Source organism: Pseudomonas sp. P106(2024), assembly GCF_057480815.1.
This window is the reverse complement of record NZ_JBLIYU010000001.1, coordinates 428,762-451,919: the sequence shown is the minus strand read 5'-3', so window position 1 is coordinate 451,919 and position 23,158 is coordinate 428,762. Positions and strand designations below refer to the sequence as shown.

General features: G+C 64.0%; 25 protein-coding genes and 2 pseudogenes. 10 read left to right on the top strand and 17 right to left on the bottom strand.

Annotated features, from left to right (window positions below; all coding sequences use genetic code 11):
* Nucleotides 1-49 precede the first annotated feature (49 nt).
* A complete protein-coding gene (locus AC25M7_RS02060) occupies nt 50-733 on the bottom strand; it encodes an SDR family NAD(P)-dependent oxidoreductase (protein WP_486970678.1) in 684 nt (227 codons plus the stop codon).
* A 300-nt stretch (nt 734-1,033) separates the two neighbouring features.
* On the opposite strand from AC25M7_RS02060, the gene AC25M7_RS02055 reads away from it, so the two are divergent.
* Complete coding sequence (locus AC25M7_RS02055; RefSeq protein ID WP_486970677.1) at nt 1,034-1,309, top strand: transposase; 276 nt, start codon at nt 1,034-1,036, stop codon at nt 1,307-1,309.
* A gap of 118 nt (nt 1,310-1,427) precedes the next feature.
* Nucleotides 1,428-1,634, top strand: a complete 207-nt coding sequence (locus tag AC25M7_RS02050) for a transposase (protein ID WP_486970676.1) — start codon at nt 1,428-1,430, stop codon at nt 1,632-1,634.
* 169 nt (nt 1,635-1,803) lie between these two features.
* On the opposite strand, the pseudogene AC25M7_RS02045 reads toward AC25M7_RS02050, so the two are convergent.
* A pseudogene (locus AC25M7_RS02045) lies at nt 1,804-2,655 on the bottom strand (YifB family Mg chelatase-like AAA ATPase); the annotation flags it as partial.
* A 199-nt stretch (nt 2,656-2,854) separates the two neighbouring features.
* Between AC25M7_RS02045 and AC25M7_RS02040 the strand changes: the two are divergent.
* Nucleotides 2,855-3,121: a type II toxin-antitoxin system RelB/DinJ family antitoxin gene (locus AC25M7_RS02040; RefSeq protein WP_236247723.1), complete on the top strand. Its 267-nt coding sequence runs from the start codon at nt 2,855-2,857 to the stop codon at nt 3,119-3,121.
* A 9-nt stretch (nt 3,122-3,130) separates the two neighbouring features.
* Here the strand turns inward: AC25M7_RS02040 and AC25M7_RS02035 are convergent, their stop codons facing one another.
* From AC25M7_RS02035 to AC25M7_RS02015, 5 genes and pseudogenes are all read right to left on the bottom strand, one after another.
* Nucleotides 3,131-3,403 carry a type II toxin-antitoxin system RelE/ParE family toxin gene (locus tag AC25M7_RS02035; protein ID WP_486970675.1) on the bottom strand — a complete coding sequence of 91 codons (273 nt, stop codon included), beginning with the start codon at nt 3,401-3,403 and terminating at the stop codon, nt 3,131-3,133.
* Between the two features lie 93 nt (nt 3,404-3,496).
* Nucleotides 3,497-3,931, bottom strand: a complete 435-nt coding sequence (locus tag AC25M7_RS02030; protein ID WP_486970674.1) for a DUF2493 domain-containing protein — start codon at nt 3,929-3,931, stop codon at nt 3,497-3,499.
* Nucleotides 3,932-3,941: 10 nt separating this feature from the next.
* On the bottom strand, nt 3,942-6,653 hold the full coding sequence (gene mgtA, locus AC25M7_RS02025) for a magnesium-translocating P-type ATPase (protein WP_486970673.1): 2,712 nt from the start codon (nt 6,651-6,653) through the stop codon (nt 3,942-3,944).
* Between the two features lie 817 nt (nt 6,654-7,470).
* Nucleotides 7,471-7,668, bottom strand: a pseudogene (locus tag AC25M7_RS02020) (TOBE domain-containing protein); the annotation flags it as partial.
* A gap of 24 nt (nt 7,669-7,692) precedes the next feature.
* On the bottom strand, nt 7,693-7,956 hold the full coding sequence (locus AC25M7_RS02015) for an accessory factor UbiK family protein (RefSeq protein WP_307943623.1): 264 nt from the start codon (nt 7,954-7,956) through the stop codon (nt 7,693-7,695).
* A 406-nt stretch (nt 7,957-8,362) separates the two neighbouring features.
* Here AC25M7_RS02015 and glnK point away from each other — a divergent pair, with 406 nt between their 5' ends.
* The 3 genes from glnK (at nt 8,363) to sutA (ending at nt 10,844) form a co-directional block, all read left to right on the top strand.
* On the top strand, nt 8,363-8,701 hold the full coding sequence (gene glnK, locus AC25M7_RS02010; RefSeq protein WP_002555808.1) for a P-II family nitrogen regulator: 339 nt from the start codon (nt 8,363-8,365) through the stop codon (nt 8,699-8,701).
* A gap of 47 nt (nt 8,702-8,748) precedes the next feature.
* A complete protein-coding gene (locus AC25M7_RS02005) occupies nt 8,749-10,083 on the top strand; it encodes an ammonium transporter (protein ID WP_028688622.1) in 1,335 nt (444 codons plus the stop codon).
* 431 nt (nt 10,084-10,514) lie between these two features.
* Nucleotides 10,515-10,844: a transcriptional regulator SutA gene (gene sutA, locus AC25M7_RS02000; protein WP_023632536.1), complete on the top strand. Its 330-nt coding sequence runs from the start codon at nt 10,515-10,517 to the stop codon at nt 10,842-10,844.
* Nucleotides 10,845-10,958: 114 nt separating this feature from the next.
* On the opposite strand, the gene AC25M7_RS01995 is transcribed toward sutA, so the two are convergent.
* Genes AC25M7_RS01995 through lptM form a run of 6 tightly spaced genes read right to left on the bottom strand, consistent with a single transcriptional unit; the run spans nt 10,959 to nt 15,572 of the window.
* Complete coding sequence (locus AC25M7_RS01995) at nt 10,959-11,654, bottom strand: HAD family hydrolase (RefSeq protein ID WP_062359929.1); 696 nt, start codon at nt 11,652-11,654, stop codon at nt 10,959-10,961.
* Entirely contained in the window at nt 11,651-12,550 is a 900-nt protein-coding gene (xerC, locus tag AC25M7_RS01990) for a tyrosine recombinase XerC (RefSeq protein WP_028688620.1), read from the bottom strand. Before xerC ends, AC25M7_RS01995 begins: the two co-directional genes overlap by 4 nt.
* The gene (locus tag AC25M7_RS01985; protein WP_028688619.1) at nt 12,550-13,260 is read right to left on the bottom strand and encodes a DUF484 family protein; all 711 of its coding nucleotides are present in this window, start codon (nt 13,258-13,260) and stop codon (nt 12,550-12,552) included. The genes xerC and AC25M7_RS01985 overlap by 1 nt, the downstream gene beginning before the upstream one ends.
* 13 nt (nt 13,261-13,273) lie before the next feature.
* Complete coding sequence (gene dapF / locus AC25M7_RS01980) at nt 13,274-14,104, bottom strand: diaminopimelate epimerase (RefSeq protein ID WP_028688618.1); 831 nt, start codon at nt 14,102-14,104, stop codon at nt 13,274-13,276.
* Nucleotides 14,105-14,108: 4 nt separating this feature from the next.
* Nucleotides 14,109-15,356: a diaminopimelate decarboxylase gene (gene lysA, locus AC25M7_RS01975; protein ID WP_062359926.1), complete on the bottom strand. Its 1,248-nt coding sequence runs from the start codon at nt 15,354-15,356 to the stop codon at nt 14,109-14,111.
* Nucleotides 15,357-15,365: 9 nt separating this feature from the next.
* A complete protein-coding gene (gene lptM / locus AC25M7_RS01970) occupies nt 15,366-15,572 on the bottom strand; it encodes an LPS translocon maturation chaperone LptM (RefSeq protein WP_050703271.1) in 207 nt (68 codons plus the stop codon).
* 207 nt (nt 15,573-15,779) lie between these two features.
* Between lptM and cyaY the strand changes: the two genes are divergently transcribed.
* The 3 genes from cyaY (at nt 15,780) to rnk (ending at nt 16,899) form a co-directional block, all read left to right on the top strand.
* Nucleotides 15,780-16,112: an iron donor protein CyaY gene (cyaY, locus tag AC25M7_RS01965; RefSeq protein ID WP_028688616.1), complete on the top strand. Its 333-nt coding sequence runs from the start codon at nt 15,780-15,782 to the stop codon at nt 16,110-16,112.
* A 1-nt stretch (nt 16,113) separates the two neighbouring features.
* Nucleotides 16,114-16,332 (top strand): DUF1289 domain-containing protein, encoded by a 219-nt coding sequence (locus tag AC25M7_RS01960; protein WP_028688615.1) that lies wholly within the window; start codon nt 16,114-16,116, stop codon nt 16,330-16,332.
* Between the two features lie 156 nt (nt 16,333-16,488).
* Nucleotides 16,489-16,899: a nucleoside diphosphate kinase regulator gene (gene rnk / locus AC25M7_RS01955; protein WP_028688614.1), complete on the top strand. Its 411-nt coding sequence runs from the start codon at nt 16,489-16,491 to the stop codon at nt 16,897-16,899.
* A 45-nt stretch (nt 16,900-16,944) separates the two neighbouring features.
* Here the strand turns inward: rnk and AC25M7_RS01950 are convergent, their stop codons facing one another.
* The 3 genes from AC25M7_RS01950 to AC25M7_RS01940 all read right to left on the bottom strand — a co-directional run bounded on the left by AC25M7_RS01950 (nt 16,945) and on the right by AC25M7_RS01940 (nt 20,581).
* Complete coding sequence (locus AC25M7_RS01950; protein WP_486970672.1) at nt 16,945-19,809, bottom strand: class I adenylate cyclase; 2,865 nt, start codon at nt 19,807-19,809, stop codon at nt 16,945-16,947.
* A gap of 166 nt (nt 19,810-19,975) precedes the next feature.
* Nucleotides 19,976-20,227: a TIGR02647 family protein gene (locus tag AC25M7_RS01945; RefSeq protein WP_486970671.1), complete on the bottom strand. Its 252-nt coding sequence runs from the start codon at nt 20,225-20,227 to the stop codon at nt 19,976-19,978.
* Nucleotides 20,228-20,278: 51 nt separating this feature from the next.
* Nucleotides 20,279-20,581: a hypothetical protein gene (locus AC25M7_RS01940; protein WP_028688611.1), complete on the bottom strand. Its 303-nt coding sequence runs from the start codon at nt 20,579-20,581 to the stop codon at nt 20,279-20,281.
* A 146-nt stretch (nt 20,582-20,727) separates the two neighbouring features.
* Here AC25M7_RS01940 and AC25M7_RS01935 point away from each other — a divergent pair, with 146 nt between their 5' ends.
* The gene (locus AC25M7_RS01935; protein WP_486970670.1) at nt 20,728-21,387 is read left to right on the top strand and encodes a glutathione S-transferase; all 660 of its coding nucleotides are present in this window, start codon (nt 20,728-20,730) and stop codon (nt 21,385-21,387) included.
* A 122-nt stretch (nt 21,388-21,509) separates the two neighbouring features.
* Here the strand turns inward: AC25M7_RS01935 and argH are convergent, their stop codons facing one another.
* Nucleotides 21,510-22,904, bottom strand: coding sequence for an argininosuccinate lyase (gene argH, locus AC25M7_RS01930; RefSeq protein ID WP_028688609.1), 1,395 nt, complete (start codon nt 22,902-22,904; stop codon nt 21,510-21,512).
* Nucleotides 22,905-23,158 lie beyond the last annotated feature (254 nt).

The window sequence follows — 23,158 nt, the reverse complement described above, 5'->3', positions numbered from 1 at the left end:
CGTCATACCTTCCTTGTATGAGAGGTTCCAATGGGGGGATTGATCAGTATCAGTTGGTCAAACCACCATCGAGCGCGAGTGCCGTGCCTGTAAGATAGGTCGAGTCGAGTGTTGCAATGCAGAAGTGAGCAACTTCATCAGGGGTGGCTAAGCGCTTAAGTGATGCTTCCCTGGCCAGTACGGCCTTCTTTTCGTCAGGCAGGTGAGCCAGCATTCCTCCGTCGACATAACCGGGCATGACCGTATAGGCGCGGATATTGAATCGGCCGTAGTCGTGCGCAATGTTTAACGCTAGTGCGTTCAGAGCTGCCTTGGAGCAAGAGTAAGGCGCAGCCCCCGTGGCACCGCGTACAGCTGCGGTAGAGGACACGAACAGGAAGACGCCTTTGCGTGCTTTGATGAAGTGAGGAAGTAGATGGCGGACCACGCGTGCGGCGCCGAAGAGGTTAACGTCAAATGTCTTTGACCATGCCTCGTCGCTCAATGTGTGGATCAGACCGTCGATAGAAAGTGCGGGAGCATAAATAACTGCATCGATAGTGCCAAAATTGGCAATCGCCTGATTTATTGCGGACGTTACGCTTTCATTCGACGTTACATCCATGAGCAACCCAGAACTGTCGACAGATCGTTGGGTGCTGAAGACTTGGTGGTTGTTAATTTCGGCGCGCCGAATTATGGCGGCCCCAATTTCACTTGAGCCACCAATCACCAATAAATTTTTATATAGCATATGTAAGGCCAAAAAAAGTTAGAGGAATAACCGCAACCTTTGCACTACTGAAAGCGCGAAGCTTTCAGGACCTCATCATCAACTTCCGAGTCAATGAGCATTACTACTCTTTCGAGTGCCTTACATTATCACTTAAAAATTACAGCTTTTGTGATTTATAGCGCGGTCTGAAATCGCCTGTCAAGCATATTGATGCTTGTGCAGTGCTTAGGGATTTTCCGATCAAGTCAGCACAGATCGTCTGACCTGTGCTGGAATAGCCCTCCGCCCAGTTCCCACGCCTGAGCAAGCCTTCACCCCATGCGTCAGGTGAGCTTTTCCGATTTTGAATACGCCGGTAAGCGCAAGCAAACCCGTCGTGAGCTTTTCCTGGCCGAGATTGACCAGGTCGTGCCATGGCGCGACCTGGTCGCGTTGATCGAGCCGCATTACCCAAAGGTAGGTGGCGGTCGCAGACCCTATCCATTGGAAACCATGCTGCGCATTCGTCTGCTGCAATACTGGTTTTCACTGAGTGACCGGCCATGGAAGAAGCGTTGTACGAGATCACCTCGATTCGCCAGTTCGCTCGACTGACGCTCAGCGCCCCGCCCCCCGAAGACACGACGATCATGAATTTCCGGCACCTGATGGAGAAACACCAGTTGGTGGCAGGTATCCTGGAACCATCAATGCGTATCTGCAAGACAAAGGCTTGTCGCTGCGCCAGGACACGATTGTCGATGCCACGATCATCCACACACAGGTTGACCAAGAACAAGGAAGGCAAACGAGACCCGGAAATGCACCAGACGAAGAAGGGAACCAGTACTTCTTCGGCATGAAGGGGCATATCGGTGCCGACGCTAAATCGGGTCTGGTACATCATGTCCATGGCACCGACGCCACGTGGCTGGCATGACGGAAGTTGCCCATCTGTTGCACGGTGATGAGAATCCACTCCGCTCAGTCACCGAGATATAGGTTGTCAAGGTACTGCGAGCTTACTCCCTGCACGTTGGAGCATTTACCTCCGCAAGCTGCCGATCTCAGTCGCACCTATTTCGAAAAAATCGCATTTAATTCGAAAACCTACAGCCGCCGCCGACCAGCGCCGGACCTGAGGCCGAATGGTGCGGATGGCGGAACGGCCGCTGTGGCCAGCTATCGAGCGGGGCGTGGCCGCTGACCGAGCGGATCGCCGCCACCTCCAGTGCCTCGCGCTCGTCCAGCGGCGGCAGCAGCCCGGGCAGACGACTGGCAAGCAAGGTCTTGCCAGTGCCCGGGGGACCTGTGAACAACAGGTTGTGCGCACCGGCCGCGGCGACCAGCAGGGCGCGCTTGGCCGCGATCTGGCCCTGGACTTCGCTGAGGTCCGGATAGGGGCGTTGCTCCAGCAGCAGGCCATTGGCCGCGTAGGGAGACAGCGCGGGCTGGCCGTTCAGGTGGGCCACCAGCTCGCGCAGGTGCCCCATCGCATACACCACCAGGCCGCTGGCCAGGCTGGCCTCCTCGGCATTCTCCCGTGGCACCACCAGCGCCCGACCCGCATCCCGGGCCGCCAATGCCGCAGGCAGCACGCCCTGTACCGGGCGCAAGGCGCCCGACAGGGCCAGCTCACCCAGGCATTCGATATCGTCGAGGGTGGCCACCGGCACCTGGCCATTGGCGGCGAGGATGCCCAGGGCGATGGCCAGGTCGTAGCGGCCACCGTCCTTGGGCAGGTCGGCGGGGGCGAGGCTCTGGGTGATGCGCCGGGCCGGGTAGTCCAGGCCGGAGTTGACGATGGCGCTGCGTACCCGGTCCTTGCTCTCCTTGACCGTGGTTTCCGGCAGGCCGACCAGGGTAAGCGTGGGCAGGCCGTTGGCCAGGTGGGTTTCGACGCTGACGGCGGGGGCCTGCACACCCACCTGGGCGCGGCTGTGGACGAGGGCGAGGGACATGGGCACTCCGTGTTTGCAGGTGATGGCCGCGTCCTGCGGCTTGGCAAAGCTTAGTGGTGCGCTTGGGCAGGTGGACGAGAAGAGTGCGTCGAGGTTTTTCCGGTCAGCCCGCCTTTCTGACTGTTGTATCTGGACAGGGCGAGGCTAAGGTCTAAAATGTGATCACAATGTAGCTACAAAGTGCTTTAAGGGGGATCTCATGGCCCATACCGAAGTCGTTCGCACGCGCATCGATAGCGAACTGAAGACCAATGCGACAAGAATCCTGGAGGAAATGGGCATCACCGTTTCCCAGGCCATCCGCATGATGCTGGTCCAGGTCGTACAGACCAAAACGCTGCCGTTCGAAGTGAAGGCTTTGTCGCTAAACGAGCGAGCCCGCCAGGTAATGGAAGCCCAAGACCGTGAGCGTACCGTGCAGACGCATGACAACGCCGAGGCGTTGTTCAAGGACCTGGGTATTTGAGCCAAGGGTCTATTCGAACAGGTAGCTGTGTGGGCCTGTCTGTTCCAAGGTGATGGCGCCGGCTCTGATGTCGCATTGGTAGATTAACCACCAGTCGTAACTGACGAGGCAGCACCAGCGACCGGGCGCCCCTACCAGCTGACCATCACAATGCCTGGGCGGCAGCGGGAGCTGCTTTTCCAGGTGGCGGACAACATCCTTGAAGGCGGCAAGGTCTGGGCCCCTGCTTAGTTGCAACCGAAAGTCGGCCCGGAATTGTTCGGTGGTCTGGATCTTGAGCACTGGAGGCCTCCCGCCGGGTTGCGCGACGGGAGTTTCGGTTGGGGTTGGCACTCCAGGTTCGCGTGAAAGCCGCAGCCTGCGGCCTGGCAAAGCTTAGTGGTGCTCCTGGGCAGGTGGACGAGAAGAGTGCGTCGAGTTTTGTCCGGCCTGGCACTCAGTACTGTGGGCGCCTGCCGCCCGAGGCTGCCTGCCGCAGATCACCGGAATCCCCGAACCCCGCGCCCGTGCCAGCAGCTCCTCGGTATCGTCACCGCCCGGCAGCGCCAGCACCACGTCGGGCCGGCTATCCCGCAGCATGAAGACGTTGCGCAGGCGCTCGGCCAGCTTGCCGTGCAGCTGCCAATTGGGCGGGTAGCGCACGATGTCGGCGCCCTGCTCGCGGGCCCAGCCTTCGATCTCGCCACCCAGGTGCTGGCTGCCGCCGTGGATCAGCACCCGGATCGGTTGCTGGCGCTGGAGGGTGTCCAGCGCCTGGCGGCAGCGTTGGCTGTCGGCGTAGTTGCGCCCTGCGCAGATCAGTACGCGCATGCTCACCCCCTCAGAACCACTGGCCGAAGCGGCGGATGTACAGGGTCTTCATGCCCTGGGCAACCAGGCAGTAGCCCAGCAGGGTGGCGGCCAGCCACGGGAAGTATTCCCACGGCAGTGGCACCAGCCCGACCATCGCCCCCAGCGGCGAGAACGGGATGTAGATGCCCAGGCACATGACCAGGCCGGTGGCCAGGATCACCGGCAGCGCCGCGGTGCTCTGGAAGAACGGCACCTTGCGGGTGCGCAGCATGTGCACCACCAGCGTTTGCGACAGCAACCCCTCGATGAACCAGCCGGACTGGAACAGCGCCTGCATTTCCACGCTGTTGGCGGCGAACACGTACCACATCAGGGCAAAGGTGGTGATGTCGAAAATCGACGAAGTGGGGCCGATCCACAGCATGAAACGACCGATGTTACGGGCATCCCACTTGCGTGGCTCACGCAGGAATTCCTTGTCCATGCGATCCCACGGTAGCGATAGCTGGGAGAAGTCGTACATCAGGTTCTGCAGCAGCAGGTGGATCGCCAGCATCGGCATGAACGGGATGAACGCGCTGGCCACCAGCACCGAGAACACGTTGCCGAAGTTGGAGCTGGCGGTCATGCACAGGTACTTCATGATGTTGCCGAAGGTTTCGCGGCCCTTGAGCACGCCTTCTTCCAGCACCATCAGGCTCTTTTCCAGAAGGATGATGTCGGCCGACTCCTTGGCAATGTCGGTGCCGCTGTCCACCGAGATGCCCACGTCGGCATCGCGCAGCGCCGGGGCGTCGTTGATGCCGTCGCCTAGGAAGCCCACGGTGTGGCCGTTGGCCTGCAGCGCCTTGAGCACCCGCGATTTCTGCAACGGAGTGAGCTTGGCGAACACCGTGCGCTCTTCGACCAGCGCCTTGAGCTGGGTGTCGTCCAGGCGCTCGATGTCCTGGCCGAGCAGCGGCTGGCCGGGTTCCAGGCCCACTTCGCGGCAGACCTTGCAGGTGACCACCGGGTTGTCGCCGGTCAGCACCTTGACCTTCACCCCCATCTCGCGCAGGGCAGCGATGGCCGGGCCGGCGGTTTCCTTGGGCGGATCGAGGAAGGTCAGGAAGCCGCGTATCACCAGCTCGCGCTCGTCATCGGTGTGGTACTGGGGCTTGCCGGCGGCGGCCGGAATGTCGCGGGTGCCGACCAGCAGCACGCGAAAACCGTCCTGGTTGTAGGCGCTCGCGGTGGCCAGCAGCTGCTGGCGTCGCCCGGCGTCCAGGGCGACCCGCTGGCCGGCTTCTTCCACATGGGTGGCGATGGCCAGCATTTCCTCGACGGCGCCCTTGCTCACCAGCAAATGATCGCCCAGGGCATCCTGGACGATAACCGACAGGCGCCGGCGGATGAAGTCGAAGGGCAGCTCGTCGACCTTGGCGTAGGCATAGGGTGGTTGGAAACCCTGGTCTGCGCCGGCAAAACGCAGCACGGCCTGGTCCATCAGGTTCTTCACGCCGCTCTGGTGGTGGCTGTTGAGCCAGGCCAGTTCCAGCAGGCGCGGGTCCTTGTGGCCGCTGGGGTCGACGTGGTGCTCGAGGATGATGCGGTCCTGGGTCAGGGTGCCGGTCTTGTCGGTGCACAGCACGTCCATCGAACCGAAGTTCTGGATGGCGTTCAGGCGCTTGACCACCACCTTGCGCCGGGCCATGGCCACGGCGCCCTTGGCCAGGTTGGCGCTGACGATCATCGGCAGCATTTCCGGGGTCAGGCCCACGGCCACGGCCAGGGCGAACAGGAAGGCGTCGCTCCAGTCGCCCTTGACCACGCCGTTGAGCATGAACACCACTGGCACCATCACCAGCATGAAGCGGATCAACAGGCGGCTGACGCTGTTCACCCCGCGGTCGAAGGCGGTCTGGCTGCGCGAGCCGACGATGGCCTTGGCCAGCGAACCGAAGTAGGTGCGCTTGCCGGTGGCCACCACCACGGCGCGGGCGCGGCCGCTGACCACGTTGGTGCCCATGAAGCCGATGTTGGGCAGATCCAGCAGGCCGCTTTCATCGTTGGCGTTGTCGGCTGCGGACTTCTGCGCGACGTGACCGAGGGTGTCGTACTTCTCCACCGGCAGCGCTTCGCCAGTCAGCACGGCCTGGCTGATGAACAGGTCGCGGGACTCGATCAGGCGGATATCGGCGGGGATCATGTCGCCGGCGGCCAGTTGCACGATATCGCCGGCCACCAGTTCGTTCATCGGCACTTCGCGCAGGCGCGCCGGCTGGTCGTGGCGCTCGCGGCGCAGCACGGTGGCGGTGGTGCGGACCATGGCCTTGAGCGCATCGGCGGCCTTGCCCGAGCGGTACTCCTGCCAGAAGCGCAGCAGGCTGCTGAGGCTGACCATGGTCATGATGATGATGACCTTGGTCAGGTCCGCTTCTTCCAGGTCGCCTGCGCGTACCGGCAGCCAGTAGTCGGTGACGAAGCTGATGCCGGCGAGGGTGAGCAGCACGTAGATGAAGGGGTTGTGCAGGGCCTTGAGCAGTTGCACCAGGGCCGGTTGCGGCTTGTCATGGGCAACCTGGTTGGCGCCGTCGCGCTGCAGGCGCTTGGCGGCTTCGTGCTCGGTCAGGCCCAGCTCGCTGGCGTCGAGGCTGGCCAGGGTCACGGCCAGGCCGTTGCGTGCCTCGCGGGCGGCGCGCATCGACAGGCGGGCATCGTCGCCGGCTTTGCTGCGGGTGTTGCGGTCTTTTACGGTCATTTGGCTGTGCTCCTGCCGCAGGAGGCGGCACGACACACAGTCGACTCACGGTAGGGAAGGTGAGTGAACGTGTCCCGTGTCGCAATGATTCAAACAATGAAAAACGTGGTTTTTCCGACGTTTACCTGTTCGCTGGCGAATGCCGGAAATTAGATCGGCAGCGAACTTTCGACTGGCTGATTCCATGGTCGGTTAATTCCTTTGCTAAATGGCGGGCAATAGAACGCCAACAAACTTTAATTATTTAAAGTTCGGACGTTTCTGACGATTTATATGGCGTCAGTTCAGCGAACGGACAGCATCGCGCGCGTCACTGAAGGCAGTAACGGGCGCGCTATCGACTGGGCGGTTCCAGGGACGAGGACAGGCCCCAGCCGAGGACAGGACGGTGCGGGGCCTTGTGCGCACAGGTGCGCAGGCGAGGGGTGGCGATATCGAGGTTCATGAGCTTGCCTCCGACCGGGCGGGCACCCAGGGCGGCAAGCTACGGCGGAGCAGCAGGCTCTGGCGCGGCTTGCCCGACCTAGGGGCGGGCCCGGAGTTCCGGTTCAAGTGCCTGGCGGCCAAAGGCTGCCAGACAGCGACTAGATACTGTGTCCATTGAATTCTTCGTGAGTTGAAATAAAGGCCCGCTTTTCGGGGCGGGTGAACTTTATGCAAAGCATAGCGGGGAAGTCAACCGGGAAGGCGTAACTTAAATATGTTTCATCTGCTGGGCGGGGAATTAATGCAATACCTCTGCGCAAGTGTTATCGCAGGGCAAGCCCGCTCCTGCCTGGTCAAGGCAGAAGCGGGCATTCGATCAAGGCTTGGCGCCCAGGATGATGTGCGAGGCCTTGACCAGCGCCACGGCCTGCTTGCCGACGTTGATGTTGAGGTTGTGCAGGCTGGCCATGGTGACCACCGCGACCAGCTTCTCGCCGCCGCCCAGGGTCAGTTCGACCTCGGCATTCACCGCGCCTGGCTTGATGTCGCTGACCGAACCTTCAAAGACATTCCGGGCACTGACTTTCATGGCTAACACTCCCTGTATCGATTGTTAGTCTGCGGCGGGCGGCGCCATCCGTGCTTCCAGCCCGGCAACCTGCTTTTCCAGGGCCTCCAGGCGGGCGCGGGTGCGGGCCAGCACCACCATCTGGCTGTCGAACTCCTCGCGGCTGACCAGGTCGAGCTTGCTGAAGGCACCCTGCATCAGCACCTTGAACTGGCTTTCCAGTTCGGCGCGGGGCGCGGCGGTGTCACCGCTGAACAGGCGCGAGGCCTGGTCGCTCAGGGCATCGAGGAAGGCTTTGGGCGCGAGCATGTCTGGTATCCGCTGATCACTGAAAGGGCAGCAGTGTAGCACGGGGCTCCGGGCCACTTGCGCTGCACGCTTTTCGCGCAGGGCGGCCAAAGGTCGCGCACCGATTTTGTGCGCTTTTTCCTTGCTGGCGATTGGCCAATCCCTGCCGGTTCACGCAACTACCTGTTTTCCCGTGACTTACGCTAACTGGCAAGGTTTCTGCAAAGACCTGAGCGAGCCATGCACTGATGCAGTCCCTTGTGACCAGGCAGTGCGCAGGCGGAGCCGGAAGGTTCTTCGTCACAGCCGGATCGTGCGTCGGCGGGGAGGATGGAGCCGACGACGCGTTACAAAGCCAGGCGCTGCGCTTAGACTTGAGACGGGTTTGTTTTCCTGGGGCAAGTCCACCAAATCGGGAGAGAGTTTCATGAAGCTAGTCACTGCCATCATCAAGCCGTTCAAGCTGGACGACGTGCGCGAGTCGCTGTCGGAAATCGGCGTGCAGGGCATCACCGTGACCGAAGTCAAAGGCTTTGGCCGGCAGAAGGGTCACACCGAGCTGTATCGCGGCGCTGAATATGTGGTCGATTTCCTGCCCAAGGTGAAGATCGATGTCGCCATCGACGACAAGGACCTCGATCGGGTGATCGAAGCCATCACCAAGGCGGCCAACACCGGCAAGATCGGCGACGGCAAGATCTTCGTGGTCAATCTGGAGCAGGCGATCCGCATCCGTACCGGCGAGACCGATACCGACGCGATCTAAGCGCCAAACCAAGCCTCACCAAACCCAACGCCCCAGGAGAAAACAACATGACTCTGCGCAAGATCGCAGGGCTAGGAGCCCTATTGTCCCTCGTAATGCCAGGGCTGGCCCTGGCCGAGGAAACTGCCGCCCCCGTGCTGAACTCCGGCGACACCGCCTGGATGCTCACCTCGACGGCACTGGTCCTGTTCATGACCATCCCGGGCCTGGCCCTGTTCTACGGCGGCATGGTGCGCTCGAAGAACGTGCTGTCGGTGATGATGCAGTGTTTCGCCATCACCGGGTTGATCAGCATCCTGTGGGTCATCTACGGCTACAGCCTGGCTTTCGATACCGCTGGTATGGAAAAGGGCGTGCTCAACTTCAATTCCTTCATCGGTGGCTTCTCCAAGGCCTTCCTCAACGGCGTCACGCCGTCGGGCCTGACCTCGGCCACCGCGCTGTTCCCCGAGGCGGTGTTCATCACCTTCCAGATGACCTTCGCCATCATCACCCCGGCGCTGATCGTCGGTGCCTTCGCCGAGCGCATGAAGTTCTCGGCAATGCTGATCTTCATGGGCGTGTGGTTCACCCTGGTCTATGCGCCGATCGCGCACATGGTCTGGAGCGGTGACGGCGCGCTGATGTGGGACTGGGGCGTGCTGGACTTCGCCGGCGGCACCGTGGTGCACATCAACGCCGGTATCGCCGGCCTGGTCTGCTGCCTGGTGCTGGGCAAGCGCAAGGGCTACCCGACCACGCCGATGGCCCCCCACAACCTGGGCTACACCCTGATGGGCGCGGCCATGCTGTGGATCGGCTGGTTCGGCTTCAACGCAGGTTCCGCCGCCGCGGCCAACGGTACCGCCGGCATGGCCATGCTGGTGACCCAGATCGCCACCGCCGCCGCCGCCCTGGGCTGGATGTTCGCCGAGTGGATCTTCCACGGCAAGCCAAGCGCACTGGGCATTGCCTCGGGCGTGGTCGCCGGCCTGGTCGCCATCACCCCGGCCGCCGGCACTGTCGGGCCGATGGGCGCCCTGGTGATCGGCCTGGTGTCCGGCGTGGTCTGCTACTTCTGCGCCACCAGCCTCAAGCGCAAGCTGGGCTATGACGACTCCCTGGACGCCTTCGGCGTGCACGGCATCGGCGGCATCATCGGTGCACTGCTCACCGGCGTGTTCGCGGCACCTGCCCTGGGCGGCTTCGGCGCGGTCACCGACATCGCCGCGCAGTTCTGGATCCAGGCCAAGGGCGTGATCTTCACCGTGGTCTACACCGCCATCGTCACCTACGTGATCCTCAAGGTCCTCGACCTGGTGATGGGCCTGCGGGTCAGCGAAGAAGAAGAGTCGGTCGGTCTCGACCTGGCTCAACACAACGAGCGCGGCTACAACCTGTAACCGCGATGCTGGAAAACTTGCCCGGTTCGCCGGGCATTTTTTTGCCTGTAATTTACCGTTTGGCCTGGGGCAAACGGTTTCCCTGCGCTGATCGCGACCCGGGGTTAAAACTTACAAGCCATCGGGTGTTTCTGGTGCTTTGCTTTTTCTGCGAGCGCGCTAGAATGCGCGCCGAAGGAAGCTGGACGAGTAGTCCACACACTTCGCTACCCTTTGCTAGGCTTGCCAATAGCCTGTGGCCAGCAAGGGCTCAAACAATTTTGTCAGGCCTTGCCAGGAGCAGGGCCTGCAGGGTGCCGGGCCCCCCATGAGGGGGTGGACACCCAGGGCAGTGGCCAATCCACGGCCAGTTGAATTTTCACTGGTGGCTGCCGGTCTACGGCTGCACCGGTCTATAACTAACCTGCTTTTCGCAAGTCATGAGGTAGAACATGAGCGACGACGATCTGGAAAATGATGACCTCGAAGTAGGCGACGAAGACGAGGCTGATGACGGCCTTGAAGCGGCCGCTGACGACGGCGCGGAAGACGCCGGCGACGATGACAGCAGCCCGGCTCCTGCGGCCAAGGGCAAGTCCAAGGCGGCGGTCTCGGTAGACGAGATGCCGAGCATGGAAGCCAAGCAGAAAGAGCGCGATGCGCTGGCCAAGGCGATGGAAGAGTTCCTGTCGCGCGGTGGCAAGGTGCAGGAAGTGGAGGCCAACGTGGTCGCCGATCCGCCCAAGAAGCCGGACAACAAGTACGGCAGCCGCCCTATCTGAGTGGCTGAACGCAAAAAAGCCCGCCGTCGCTGCGGGCTTTTTTGTGCCTGTCAGGTTGGCACGGTCTCTGTAGGAGCATTGCCTGAAGATGTGGGATGGGGAATGTGAAGCCAGTCAGCGCCAGCGCGACAGCACGTCGGGCAACTGCGACAGCCGCTGAATCTCCGCATCCGGCGCCTGTTCGCCGCTCCAGGGCTTGTGCTGCGGGTTGAACCATACCGCCCGCAGCCCGGCGCGCTGGGCGCCGGCGATGTCGTCACCCGGATGGTCGCCGACGTGCACCGCCGCCCCTGCGTCCACCTCACCGCGCTTCAGCGCTTCGAGGAACGGTGCCGGGTCCGGCTTGCCTATCCCTAGGTCCTCCGCGCACAGCGCGAAGCGGAAGTAGTCCGCCAGGCCGAGCCTGCGCACGTCGGCATTGCCGTTGGTGACCACGCCGAGGGTGTAGTGATGGCGCAGGATCTCCAGCACCGGCTGCACCTCGGGGAACACCTCGACCTGGTGCCGGGCATGCAGGAACACCTCGAAGCCCTCGTTGGCCAGCTCCTGGGCGTGCTGCTCGCTGTAGCCGACCTCTTCCAGGGCGTGGAACAGCACCCGTCGGCGCAGGGCGCTGATGCGGTGTTTGAGGCCCGGTTCGGCCTGCACCAGGCGCTCGCGGATGGCGAACAGGTGCTCGACCGGCACGCCGCCGAGGATCGGCGCGTTGGCTTCGAGCCAGTCGCGCAGGACGACTTCGGCGCTGGCGATGACCGGCGCGGTGTCCCAGAGGGTGTCGTCCAGGTCGAAGGTGATCAGCTTGATGCTCATGAGTCCGTGTCCTTGCTGCGTTTGGCCCGAGGGTGGGCGCTGTCGTACACCGCAGCCAGGTGCTGGAAGTCCAGGTGGGTGTAGATCTGCGTGGTGCTGATGTCGGCGTGGCCGAGCATCTCCTGCACCGCGCGCAGGTCCTGGGACGATTCCAGCAGGTGGCTGGCGAAGGAATGGCGAAGCATGTGCGGGTGCAGGTGCTGGCCGAGCTCACGCTCGCCAGCGGCCTTGACCCGCAGCTGGATGGCGCGGGGGCCGAGGCGCTTGCCCTGGCGGCTGAGGAACACCGCGCCGTCCCGCGGGCCGGCGATGCCGCGCAGCTTGAGCCACGCCTGCATCGCCTCGCGGGCCTTGCGGCCGACCGGCAGCACGCGGCTCTTGCCGCCCTTGCCGTGCACCTGTACCAGCCCGGCGGCCAGGTCCAGGTGTTCGAGGTCGAGCCCGGTCAGCTCCGACAGGCGCAGGCCGGACGAGTAGAACAGTTCGAGGATCGCCTGGTCGCGACGGGCAATGAACTCGTCGTCGACGCCGCCATCGAGCAGTTGCAGGGCACGGTCGGTGTCCAGCACCTTGGGCAGGCGCCGTTCACCCTTGGGCGGCGCCAGGCCGTTGGCCGGGTCGTGCTGGCAATGGCCTTCGCGGTTGAGGTAGCGGTACAGGCCGCGCACCGCCGAGAGCAAGCGCGCCAGGCTGCGCGAGGACTGGCCGTGATGGTGCTGACGGGCGACCAGCTGGCGCAACTGCTGGACCTGCAGGGCGCTCCAGCCGGCGATGCCCTGGGTGTTGCAGAATTCGATGACTTTCTCGAGGTCGCGGCGGTAGGCCAGCAGGGTGTGCTCGGACACCTGGCGCTCGTTGCGCAGGTGAGCGCAATAAGCCTCCAGCTGGCGTTCCATCAGCGTACCGAGCGCAACGTCTGGGTGAAGCGCGGCACCACGCGGCCAAGCACTTCGGCGATGTAGCTGAGGAACAGGGTGCCGACGCTGCTCTTGTAGTGCTGCGGGTCGCGGCTGCCGATCGCCAGCACGCCGTGCAGGCCCTGGTACTCAAGGGTGGCCACGGCGCTGGAACCGACTTCCTTGTGCTGGGCATCGCCGAACAGGAAGGCCAGTTCATGCTCGCGCAGGCTGCCGCTGATGGTCTTGCCGCCGCCGATCAGCCCGCCGATGGCCTGCTGCGCCTCGGCCCCGGAGACCCAGCGGCCCACGGGCGCGGCGTTCTCGCCGAACAGGATCAGGCTGACGAAGGGCACCTGGAATTCCTGGCGCAGGCTGTCCTCGACCGCCATCACCACCTCTTCGAGGGTACCGGCGTCGAGCAGGTCGAGGATCAGTCGGCGGGTCTTGTCGAACAGCCGGTCGTTGTCACGGGCCACGTCCATCAACTGCGACAGGCGATGGCGCATCTCGATGTTGCGGTCGCGCAGCAGCTTGAGCTGGCGCTCCACCAGCGACACGCTGTCGCCGCGCTGATGGGGGATGCGCTGTTCGAGCAGCAGCTCGTCGTGCTCGGCGAAGAAGGTCGGGTGGGCGCGCAGGTAGGCGACCACCGCTTCGGCATCGAGCTCTCGGGCCTGCGGGGATGCAACGTTAGGCTGATCGGTCATGGCGGATACTCGCTTAGAGACGAACTTGTCCTTCGAACACGCGGACGGCGGGGCCGGTCATCAGCACCGGCTTGCCGGGGCCGGCCCACTCGATGCTCAGGCGGCCGCCCGGCAGGTCGATGGTCACCGGCGAGTCCATCCAGCCCTGGCTGATCGCCGCCACGGCCGCGGCGCAGGCGCCGGTACCGCAGGCCTGGGTCTCGCCGGCGCCACGCTCCCATACCCGCAGGTTGGCGCGGTGGCGGTCGACCACCTGGATGAAGCCGGCATTGACCCGCTGCGGGAAGCGCGGGTGATGCTCGATCTTCGGGCCCAGCTCATGGACCGGCGCACTGCGCACGTCGTCGACGCGCAGTACCGAATGCGGGTTGCCCATGGACACCGCGGCGATCTGGTGCACCTGGCCATCGACTTCCAGCGCATAGCTGATGGCCTGCTCGTCGGCGATGAACGGGATCTCGGCCGGGGCGAAGCGTGGCGGCCCCATGTCGACGCAGATCTGGCCGTCGTTGCGCACATCGAGCTCGATGATGCCGCCCTTGGTCTCGACGCGAATGCGCTTCTTGGCCGTCAGGCGCTTGTCCAATACGAAGCGAGCGAAGCAGCGCGCGCCGTTGCCGCACTGCTCGACTTCGGAGCCGTCGGCATTGAAGATCCGGTAGCGGAAATCCACATCCGGGTTATTCGGCGCCTCGACGATCAGCAGTTGGTCGAAGCCGATACCGGTGTTGCGGTCGCCCCATTGCTTGGCGTGCTTGGGTTGGATGTGCGCGTGCTGGCTGACCAGGTCGAGGACCATGAAGTCGTTGCCCAGCCCGTGCATCTTGGTGAAACGCAGCAGCATGGGCTCACTCCGGCAGCAGGCTTTCGCCGGCGAACAATTCGGCGACGGTCTCGCGGCGACGCACTTCGAAGGCCAGGTCGCCATCGACCAGCACTTCGGCGCAACGGCCACGGGTGTTGTAGTTGGAGCTCATGACGAAACCATAGGCGCCCGCCGAGCGGACGGCCAGCAGGTCGCCCTCGGCCAGGTCCAGCACGCGGTCCTTGCCCAGGAAGTCGCCGGTTTCGCAGATCGGGCCGACCAGGTCGTAGGCCCGGCCTTCACCTTCGCGGGGCTTGACCGCGCTGACGTCCATCCAGGCCTGGTACAAGGCGGGACGGATCAGGTCGTTCATGGCCGCATCGATGATGGCGAAATCCTTGTGCTCGGTGTGCTTGAGGTATTCCACGCGGGTCAGCAGCACGCCGCCGTTGGCGACGATGTAGCGGCCCGGCTCGAACACCAGGGCCAGGTCGCGCTCGCCGACGCGCTCGCGAATGGCGGCGATGTAGTCGGCCAGCAGCGGTGGTTGCTCGTCGCGGTAGCGCACGCCGACACCGCCGCCGAGGTCCAGGTGGCGCAGGTGGATGCCGCACTCGGCCAGGCGGTCGACCAGCACCAGCAGGCGGTCGAGGGCGTCGAGGAAGGGCTCGACGGTGGTCAGTTGCGAGCCGATGTGGCAGTCGACGCCGACCACATCCAGGTTCGGCAACTGCGCGGCACGCACGTAGATAGCCTCGGCGTCGGCGATGGCGATGCCGAACTTGTTCTCTTTGAGACCGGTGGAAATGTACGGATGGGTGCCGGCGTCGACGTCCGGGTTCACGCGTAGCGAAACCGGGGCCGTCTTGCCCATTTCGGCGGCAACGACCTGGAGGCGCTCGAGCTCGTCGGTGGACTCGACGTTGAAGCAGTGCACGCCCACTTCCAGAGCGCGGCGCATGTCGTCACGGGTCTTGCCGACCCCGGAGAACACCACGCGATCGGCGCGCCCGCCGGCGGCCAGGACGCGCTCCAGCTCACCGCCGGAGACGATGTCGAAGCCTGCGCCGAGGCGCGCCAGCAGGTTCAGCACGCCCAGGTTGGAGTTGGCCTTGACCGCGAAGCAGACCAAGTGCTCGACCCCTTGCAGGGCGTCGGTATAGCTGCGGTACTGGGCCTCGATATGGGCGCGCGAGTACACGTAGGTGGGCGTGCCGAAGCGTTCGGCGATCGCCGTCAGGGCCACCCCTTCCGCGAACAGCTCGCCGCCGCGGTAGTTGAATGCGTCCATGGGATTTCCTTACTGCGCGGGCGACTCTTCTGGCTGCTCTTGCGGCTGCACCAGCACCGGTTGCGGCTGGACAGGCTTGGCATGCTGGTGCGATTTGCGCGGGCCTTTGCCGTCCTTGCCGTCTTCAGGCAGGTACAGGGGGCCTTTCTGACCGCAGGCCGAAACGAGGCAGGCAACCGCGACCAGCGCCGCGAGGGAGGAAATCAGGCGTTTCATGGGTGAAATCCTTGGAAATATGCAGTATTGCGCCCGAGTATACCGAGCGCCCACCTGATTGCCTATGCAAGGGTCAGCCCCGCTCGGCGGGCATGGGCGACCGAAGGACATGCGGCTTTTTCTTACCGCGATTAGCTTGTAGCTTGAGGCGTTCGCCCTTATCGTGCCCGGCTTGCGTGTGTACAGCCATTTTTCGAGGTCCCTGCAATGAGTTTGAGCGAAGCGCGTTTCCACGACCTGGTCGATGCGACCCAACAGGCCCTGGAAGACCTGTTCGATGAAAGCGGCATGGACCTGGACATGGAGAACTCCGCCGGCGTTCTCACCGTCAAGTTCGACAACGGCAGCCAGCTGATCTTCAGCCGCCAGGAGCCGCTGCGCCAGCTGTGGCTGGCGGACAAGTCCGGCGGCTTCCACTTCGACTACGACGAAGAGAGCGGCAAATGGGTCTGTGAGAAGAGCGAAGAACTGCTGGGCGAGATGCTCGAGCGCATCGTCTGGGAACGCGCCGGCGAGAAGCTGGACTTTGACGAGATCTGAGATGAGCGACCTGCCCCGGCCACCCAAGCCGCTCTACAGCAACGTGAGCCCGGCGGTGCCATCACCTTGTATCAGCATATGTCGGCTGGATGAGCACAAGGTCTGCACCGGCTGTCACCGCCATGTCGAGCATATCCGCGAGTGGCGCTCGGCCGATGACGAGCGGCGCCGGCAGATCTGCCGCGAGGCGCTGGCCCTGAAATCGCGAGCACCGGCATAGGCACAACGAAGGTGTGGGCTTGAGTATTTGCCCCGCTGTGGTAGTGTCAGGGTCTGCGTCGATGACGCCACAGTATTTTGCAAACCCCGCCCTTGGGCGGGGTTTTGCTTTATCTGCCTGTTGAAAATTGCCTGTTCAAAGGAGTCTGACTGGATCATGAGCACCAAGCCTTCCCTCATCCTCACCCGCTTGGACGTGCAGCGTCTCGAGCGCCTGCTCGACGACCTCGATGAAAGCACCCCAGGTGTGCTCGCCCTGCAGGACGAGCTGGACCGTGCCGAGCAGGTGGTCGGGCATGAAGAGGTGCCGGCCGGCGTGGTGACCATGAATTCGCGGGTGCACTGCCGAGAGAGTGCCAGCGGCAAGGATTACCACCTGACCCTGGTGTACCCGAAGGATGCCGGCCCCGAGGGCAACGTATCGATTCTTGCGCCGATCGGCTGCGCCCTGCTCGGCCTGTCGGTGGGTGACCAGATCGACTGGCCGGCGCCGGGCGGCAAGACCCTCAAGCTGGAGCTGCTGGCGGTCGAGTACCAGCCGGAGGCGGCAGGGGATTTCGATCTCTGATACTGTGCATTCCCCTGTAGGAGCGGCCCGTCAACGCCGAGAGAGTCAGGGCTCCAGCCGCGCCTGCAACTGTTCCAGCCCATCGTTGAGCGCCTGCTCCAGCTCGCGCTTGTAGCGCAGGTACAGGCTGGTGGACCCCTGCTCGTCCTCCAGCAGCTCGGACAGGTCGAGGTCGGTGATGTAGCAGCGGTAACGGCCGCTGCTGCGCCGCTGGCCCAGGATCTGCCGGGCGACCACGGCATACAGCTGGTCGCCATGCTCCAGTTCGGAAAACTCCTGCTGGTCGCAGTAGAGCGTGACATGCACCCCGTCGCCGGTACCCGCCTGGAGGATCGCCTGGACCTCGTAGTAGGCCTGGTTCTGGCTGTCCATTGGCGTCTGTCGCGGCTCCAGGCTGCGTGCCTTGCCGAGGCCGGATGGCAGCAACTGGTAGTAGAGGATATCCAGCGACGCCAGCGGCAGGCTGTCCAGGGGCAGTTGGGCATCGCGGCGCATCAGCATCGATTGCAGGAAGCGTTGCAGCGGCAGCAGCAGGTGCTGCTCGTCCTGCAGCGGCAGCCGTTGCTGCCAGAGCGCGTTGTGCTCGTCGAGCACATACAGGTCGGCCCAGCCTTCGAACAGCCGGTAGAACACCTGGATACAGCCGGGGCGGCCCTGGGCCAGGACCAGCGGCAGGTCATGGTCCTGCAGGGCATGGGCGTCCAGGTGCAGCGGGCTGTAGCGGCTGCGCTCCTCGCCGAGGGCCGCCAGCACCGCGTCGTGGTCGGCGAGGCTGGCCAGGGTGATCTGCCCGGGCTGCAGGTCGAGGATGTGGGTGTGCTGGGCCACCTGCAGCAGGTAGCGGTGATTCAGGCCCTGGTCGAGCAGCAGCTGCACGGTGTCGAAGATGTCCTCGACCCGTTGGCTGATAGCCTGGGCGCGGTTGTGGCAGTAGCAGCGCACCCGTACCCGCGGGCGGTGGCTGCGCAGGCCCAGGCTGTTGAGGAAGTCGCGCAGGCAGCGCACCAGCGCATGCTCGCCATCGTAGCGCTGCACCAGGACCTCGTTCCAGCTGTTGAGGGTGATCTGGTCGAGGGTCAGCACCAGGTTCTCGCGCACCCCGGCGTAGCTCAGCGAGTCGGTGCGCTCGGTGGTCATCAGGATGTTCAGGTCGCGGTGATGGCGCAGCGGATCGGCCCCGACATTCACCAGCAGCAGGATCTCGTCGGCCACGCTCGGTTGCAGCAGGCGCACCTCGCTGACCGTTTCCAGGGGCAGGGGGATGCTCTGTTGCAGGCTGCCGATCAGGTTGAACAGCTCGAACTCGCTCAGGTCGCTGGCGCCAGGGTGCAGGGCCAGGCGTGTGCCGCTGTCGATCACGCCGTTGCGATGGGCCCAGGTGAGCAGCTCGAGCAGTTCGCGGCAGCGCTTGATCGGGCTGAAGTGCTCCCACTCGTGCACGCCGAGGTTGCCGTTGTACAGGCCCCAGTGGTGGGTGCCCGGCTCCTTGCGGTTGGGCGAGTGCACCAGGGTCAGGGTGTCTTCGGCCAGGTCCGGGGCGATGCCCGGGTTGATCACCTCGATCTTGCCGGCCCGTCGCTCGAAGGCGGCGTACAGGCGCCGGCCGAGGACGTTGAGGTCGCGCTGGTCGGCGCGGCTGTTGGCGTTCTGCTGGCGGGCGAACTGGGTCAGGAAGCGGTAGCTGTGGTTCAGCTCGGCCACCAGCTCGCGGCGCTCGACGGCCACCTGGCGCACTTTCCACTGGCTGCGGCTGTCGAGCAACGCCAGCTGGCGCTCGTCCCAGCCCCATTCCTCGGTCAGGCGCCCGAGCAGCTGGCGCTGCCAGCCGCCGCTGCGGGTGCGGCCCAGGTCGCTTAGCTTCTTGTTCACTTTCAGGTACAGGCTGCGCCGCACCAGCTCCAGGCGTGCCGATTGACCACGCTGAAGCAGGTAGCGTTCGATGCGCCGGTAGACCATGACGTAGGGGTCGAGCTCGTCCAGGTCCAGCTGGTTGGCGAACACGGCCTGCTTGTAGTCCAGGCTCAGGCAGCGCACCTGCGGGTGTTCGCTGGCGTAGGCCTCGGTGAGCAGCAGCTTGAGCAGCGATTTGTAGGGCGAGTCGATGCCCTTGAACAGCTGCCACAGCCCGGCACCGACATACTCGCCAGGCGGTATGTGCGCCAGGTTGCCGAGGTCCAGGGCGTCGGTGATGCGGATGAAGCGCTTGGCCAGCAGGGTCTGGGTAAAGTCGCGGTAGTTATGCTCCTGGTACACCGGCACCAGCCACCACAGCGGCGTACGCCCGGCCAGCCAGATGGCGGTGCGGTAGAACTCGTCGAGCAGCAGGTAGTGCTGGGTGGTGCCGCAGTCGTCGGAGCTGAGCTGGCTGTCGCGCTCGCCCTGGACGAAGCCGCGTGGCTCGATCAGGAACAGGTGCGCCTCGGCGCCCTGACTGGCGGCCCAGGCCTCGAGCAGCTGGCATTTGCGGCGCAGGTCGGCCAGGGCCTGCTCGTCCAGGTCGGGGGCGTGGCAGACCCAAAGGTCCATGTCACTCTGCTCGGCCTGAGCCAGGGTGCCCAGGCTGCCCATCAGGAACAGGCCGTGGATTGGTTGCTGCGGCTTGCCGTGGCGCGGTTTGTAGGTGAACGAGCGGGTCAGGCGCTGGGCCTCGGCCAGCAGGTCGCTGTCGGGCTCGAAGCCGGATACGCCGGCGGGGGTGGTGCCCGACACATAGCCCGGCAACAGCGGGTGATTGACGTGGAAGAACAGCGGCAACAGGGTGAGGACCAGTTGCTGGCGCGTGGACAGCCCTTCCATGGCCCGTGCCAGGCGGCCCTGGTTGATCTTCAGGAAGCGCGCGCGCAGCTTGGACAGCTCCTTGCGGTCGATGCCTTGGTCGAGATCGGGGCGGATTTCATGGGGGTGGTACATTGCGCACTCAGGCAGGCCGGGGGAGCACTGGCGAGTTTAGCCTGAGTGGGGCGCTCGGATAAGGGGTTGCTGGGTTTTTGACGTCAGATTTGCAGCGCCTGTGCAAGCCATCGACGGTAAGCCTGCTCCTGCAGGTCTGCCGAGCTGCAGGAGCGGGAGCAGGGGTTCAGGCCGGCTGGGCGGATTTTGATTTGAGGATGGTCAGCAAAAGCCGGACGCTCTCAGCAGCATCGTTACCAAGGCTGGTGAGGTAACCGCCATCGGGTTGGTCGGTTAGCCCTTTGTCATGCAAGCGCTTGGCAGCGGCGACCAGGGCGGGGGAGGCGTCGCTGCTAACCTTGATGCCTTCCTGGTGGTTATCCAGGTTGAACTGAGAAAGGACTTCCAGTTCGGCGATCAGTTCGGTGGTAAAAGGCATGGGCAACTCCTGACTTCGAGACAAGGATGGAAGTCAGGAGTGTAGTCAGGCTTATTCGATGTCGCCTTGATCCGCCTCAGGTGGTAGCTCCGGCAGGGCCCGCAGGGCGGTTTCATACCATTCGGTGTTGAACGGACGGTCTTCGTCGAGCATGGCGTCGATTTCGATGGCCAGCACATGGGCCATGAGATTGAGGATGTCCTCGCGCTCGTAGCCGACCAGGGTCAGCTTGTTGAAGGTGGCCTTGGCCGCCGCGGGTTCGCCGCTTTCGATCTGGTTCTCGATGGCCTGGGTGAGGGTAGCCTCGGTGAAGGCTTCTTCGTCGTTGCCGTCGATCTCGTCGTGCTCGCTCATGGCGGTACTCCTGTGGTGAAGCGCATAGTGTGCCATGTCTGGGTTGGCAATGCCCGGCCATCAACGCCGAGCATGCCACTGGTCAAGGGCCGGGCAGGGGGCTATAACAGCCGGGCCAACCCCATACGGCCTTGGAGGCTGTCTCAATGCTCAAGCTTCATGGATTCGCAGTCAGCAACTACTACAACATGGTCAAGCTGGCCTTGCTGGAGAAGGGCGTGCCCTTCGAGGAGGTACCGTTCTTCGGTGGTCAGTTGCCTCAAGCCCTGGCCGTCAGCCCTCGCGGCAAGGTGCCGGTGCTGGAGACCGAGCACGGTTTCATCAGCGAAACCGGGGTCATCCTCGACTACATCGAACAGACCCAGCCGGGCAAGGCGCTGCTGCCGGCCGATGCCTTCGGGCAGGCCAAGGTGCGCGAGCTGCTGCGGGAGATCGAGCTGTATATCGAGCTGCCGGCGCGTACCTGCTACGCCGAGGCGTTCTTCGGCGCGGCGGTCGAACCGCTGATCAAGGAGCGGGCGCGGGCGGACCTGCTGGCGGGCTTCGCCACCCTCAAGCGCAACGGGCGGTTCCAGCCATACGTGGCCGGTGAGCAACTGACCATCGCCGACCTGATGTTCTGCTTCTCGGTAGACCTGGCCTGCGCGGTGGGCAAGAAGGTGCTCAATATCGACTTCCTGGCGGATTTCCCGCAAGCGAAGGCGCTATTGCAGTTGCTGGGCGAGCACCCACACATGGCGCGGATCGTGGCGGACAAGGACGCGGCGATGCCGGCGTTCCTGGAAATGATCAAGAGCAAGCGCTGACTGGCGTCGGGGCCTTTTGCTGGCAAGCCGGCTCCCACGGATACAGCGAAGCGCTGAGGGCTGTGTGATCGGAGTGGGAGCCGGCTTGCCGGCGAAAGGGCCGCAAAGCGGCCCCTGACTGCTTAGCGCGAAGCCAGCAAGGCCTTGCCGCGCGCGACGGCCGCGCGCACCTGGGCCGGCGCGGTGCCGCCAATGTGGTTGCGGGCGTTGACCGAACCTTCCAGGGTCAGTACGGCGAACACGTCCTGCTCGATCTGGTCGCTGAACTGGCGCAGTTCGTCCAGGCTCATCTCGGCCAGGTCCTTGCCGGTATCGACACCGTACTTCACCGCATGGCCGACGATCTCGTGGCAATCACGGAACGGCAGGCCGCGGCGCACCAGGTAGTCGGCCAGGTCCGTGGCGGTGGAGAAACCGCGCAGGGCCGCTTCGCGCATGATCGCGTGCTTGGGCTTGATCGCCGGGATCATGTCGGCAAAGGCACGCAGCGAGTCGCGCAGGGTGTCGGCGGCGTCGAACAGCGGCTCTTTATCTTCCTGGTTGTCCTTGTTGTAGGCCAGCGGCTGGCCTTTCATCAGGGTCAGCAGGCCAGTCAGGGCGCCGAACACGCGGCCGCTCTTGCCGCGCACCAGCTCCGGCACGTCTGGGTTCTTCTTCTGCGGCATGATCGAGCTGCCGGTGCAGAAACGATCAGGCAGGTCGACGAACTGGAACTGGGCGCTAGTCCACAGCACCAGCTCTTCGGAGAAGCGCGACAGGTGCATCATCGCGATGCTCGCCGCCGAGCAGAATTCGATGGCGAAGTCGCGGTCCGAGACGCTGTCCAGCGAGTTGCCGCCCACGGCCTCGAAGCCCAGCAGCTTGCAGGTCAGTTCGCGGTCGATCGGGTAGGTGGTGCCGGCCAGGGCGGCGCTGCCCAGGGGCATGCGGTTGGCGCGCTTGCGGCAGTCCACCAGGCGCTCGTAGTCACGGCTGAGCATCTCGAACCAGGCCAGCAGGTGGTGGCCGAAGGTCACCGGCTGCGCGGTCTGCAGGTGGGTGAAGCCGGGCATGATGGTCTCGGCCTCGCGCTCGGCCTGCTCCAGCAGCCCCTGCTGCAGGCGGGTGATCTCGGCCAGGATCAGGTCGATCTCGTCGCGCAGCCACAGGCGGATGTCGGTGGCCACCTGGTCGTTGCGGCTGCGGCCGGTGTGCAGCTTCTTGCCGGTGATACCGATGCGGTCGGTCAGGCGCGCTTCGATGTTCATGTGCACGTCTTCGAGGTCGACGCGCCAGTCGAAGGAGCCGGCCTCGATTTCGCCCTGGATGGTCTTCAGGCCATCGATGATGGTGTCGCGCTCGGCATCGGTGAGGACGCCGACCTGCGCCAGCATGGTGGCGTGGGCGATCGAACCCATGATGTCGTGGCGGTACAGGCGCTTGTCGAAATCGACCGAGGCGGTGAAGCGGGCGACGAAGGCGTCGACGGGCTCACTGAAGCGGCCGCCCCAGGACTGATTGGTCTTGTCGGTGCTCATGGATTCACTCGTTGAAGGCGTGAACGGAAAAAGTGCGCCGATCATAGCAGGGTTGCGCCCGCCGCCGCAGGGCGCTGGTCGCGAGAATCGTCCCGTTACAAGGGGGTGCGGCATATTCAACGATTGAACGGCAGTGTTCCACGGAGCGTCTACAGTTGGACAAAGGACTGGCGGTGAATCTGCCAGACCAGTGAATCTTTGGCCTTCGCACCGGTCTGTAGCGTGACCGCGTTTCGGTCGCCCCACACTTGTCT

Bases quoted from the DNA above. Each gene is read 5' to 3' on its own strand.
- AC25M7_RS01995 (WP_062359929.1), bottom strand. From the start codon at position 11,654: ATGAGCATCAAGCTGATCACCTTCGACCTGGACGACACCCTCTGGGAC.
- AC25M7_RS02005 (WP_028688622.1), top strand. From the start codon at position 8,749: ATGACTCTGCGCAAGATCGCAGGGCTAGGAGCCCTATTGTCCCTCGTA.
- AC25M7_RS02055 (WP_486970677.1), top strand. From the start codon at position 1,034: ATGCGTCAGGTGAGCTTTTCCGATTTTGAATACGCCGGTAAGCGCAAG.
- AC25M7_RS02015 (WP_307943623.1), bottom strand. From the start codon at position 7,956: ATGCTCGCGCCCAAAGCCTTCCTCGATGCCCTGAGCGACCAGGCCTCG.
- AC25M7_RS01935 (WP_486970670.1), top strand. From the start codon at position 20,728: ATGCTCAAGCTTCATGGATTCGCAGTCAGCAACTACTACAACATGGTC.
- lptM (WP_050703271.1), bottom strand. From the start codon at position 15,572: ATGAAACGCCTGATTTCCTCCCTCGCGGCGCTGGTCGCGGTTGCCTGC.
- AC25M7_RS02060 (WP_486970678.1), bottom strand. From the start codon at position 733: ATGCTATATAAAAATTTATTGGTGATTGGTGGCTCAAGTGAAATTGGG.
- AC25M7_RS02040 (WP_236247723.1), top strand. From the start codon at position 2,855: ATGGCCCATACCGAAGTCGTTCGCACGCGCATCGATAGCGAACTGAAG.
- AC25M7_RS01945 (WP_486970671.1), bottom strand. From the start codon at position 20,227: ATGCCTTTTACCACCGAACTGATCGCCGAACTGGAAGTCCTTTCTCAG.
- AC25M7_RS01985 (WP_028688619.1), bottom strand. From the start codon at position 13,260: ATGACCGATCAGCCTAACGTTGCATCCCCGCAGGCCCGAGAGCTCGAT.
- cyaY (WP_028688616.1), top strand. From the start codon at position 15,780: ATGAGTTTGAGCGAAGCGCGTTTCCACGACCTGGTCGATGCGACCCAA.
- AC25M7_RS01950 (WP_486970672.1), bottom strand. From the start codon at position 19,809: ATGTACCACCCCCATGAAATCCGCCCCGATCTCGACCAAGGCATCGAC.
- sutA (WP_023632536.1), top strand. From the start codon at position 10,515: ATGAGCGACGACGATCTGGAAAATGATGACCTCGAAGTAGGCGACGAA.
- AC25M7_RS01960 (WP_028688615.1), top strand. From the start codon at position 16,114: ATGAGCGACCTGCCCCGGCCACCCAAGCCGCTCTACAGCAACGTGAGC.
- xerC (WP_028688620.1), bottom strand. From the start codon at position 12,550: ATGGAACGCCAGCTGGAGGCTTATTGCGCTCACCTGCGCAACGAGCGC.
- AC25M7_RS02030 (WP_486970674.1), bottom strand. From the start codon at position 3,931: ATGCGCGTACTGATCTGCGCAGGGCGCAACTACGCCGACAGCCAACGC.
- glnK (WP_002555808.1), top strand. From the start codon at position 8,363: ATGAAGCTAGTCACTGCCATCATCAAGCCGTTCAAGCTGGACGACGTG.
- rnk (WP_028688614.1), top strand. From the start codon at position 16,489: ATGAGCACCAAGCCTTCCCTCATCCTCACCCGCTTGGACGTGCAGCGT.
- dapF (WP_028688618.1), bottom strand. From the start codon at position 14,104: ATGCTGCTGCGTTTCACCAAGATGCACGGGCTGGGCAACGACTTCATG.
- mgtA (WP_486970673.1), bottom strand. From the start codon at position 6,653: ATGACCGTAAAAGACCGCAACACCCGCAGCAAAGCCGGCGACGATGCC.
- lysA (WP_062359926.1), bottom strand. From the start codon at position 15,356: ATGGACGCATTCAACTACCGCGGCGGCGAGCTGTTCGCGGAAGGGGTG.
- argH (WP_028688609.1), bottom strand. From the start codon at position 22,904: ATGAGCACCGACAAGACCAATCAGTCCTGGGGCGGCCGCTTCAGTGAG.
- AC25M7_RS01940 (WP_028688611.1), bottom strand. From the start codon at position 20,581: ATGAGCGAGCACGACGAGATCGACGGCAACGACGAAGAAGCCTTCACC.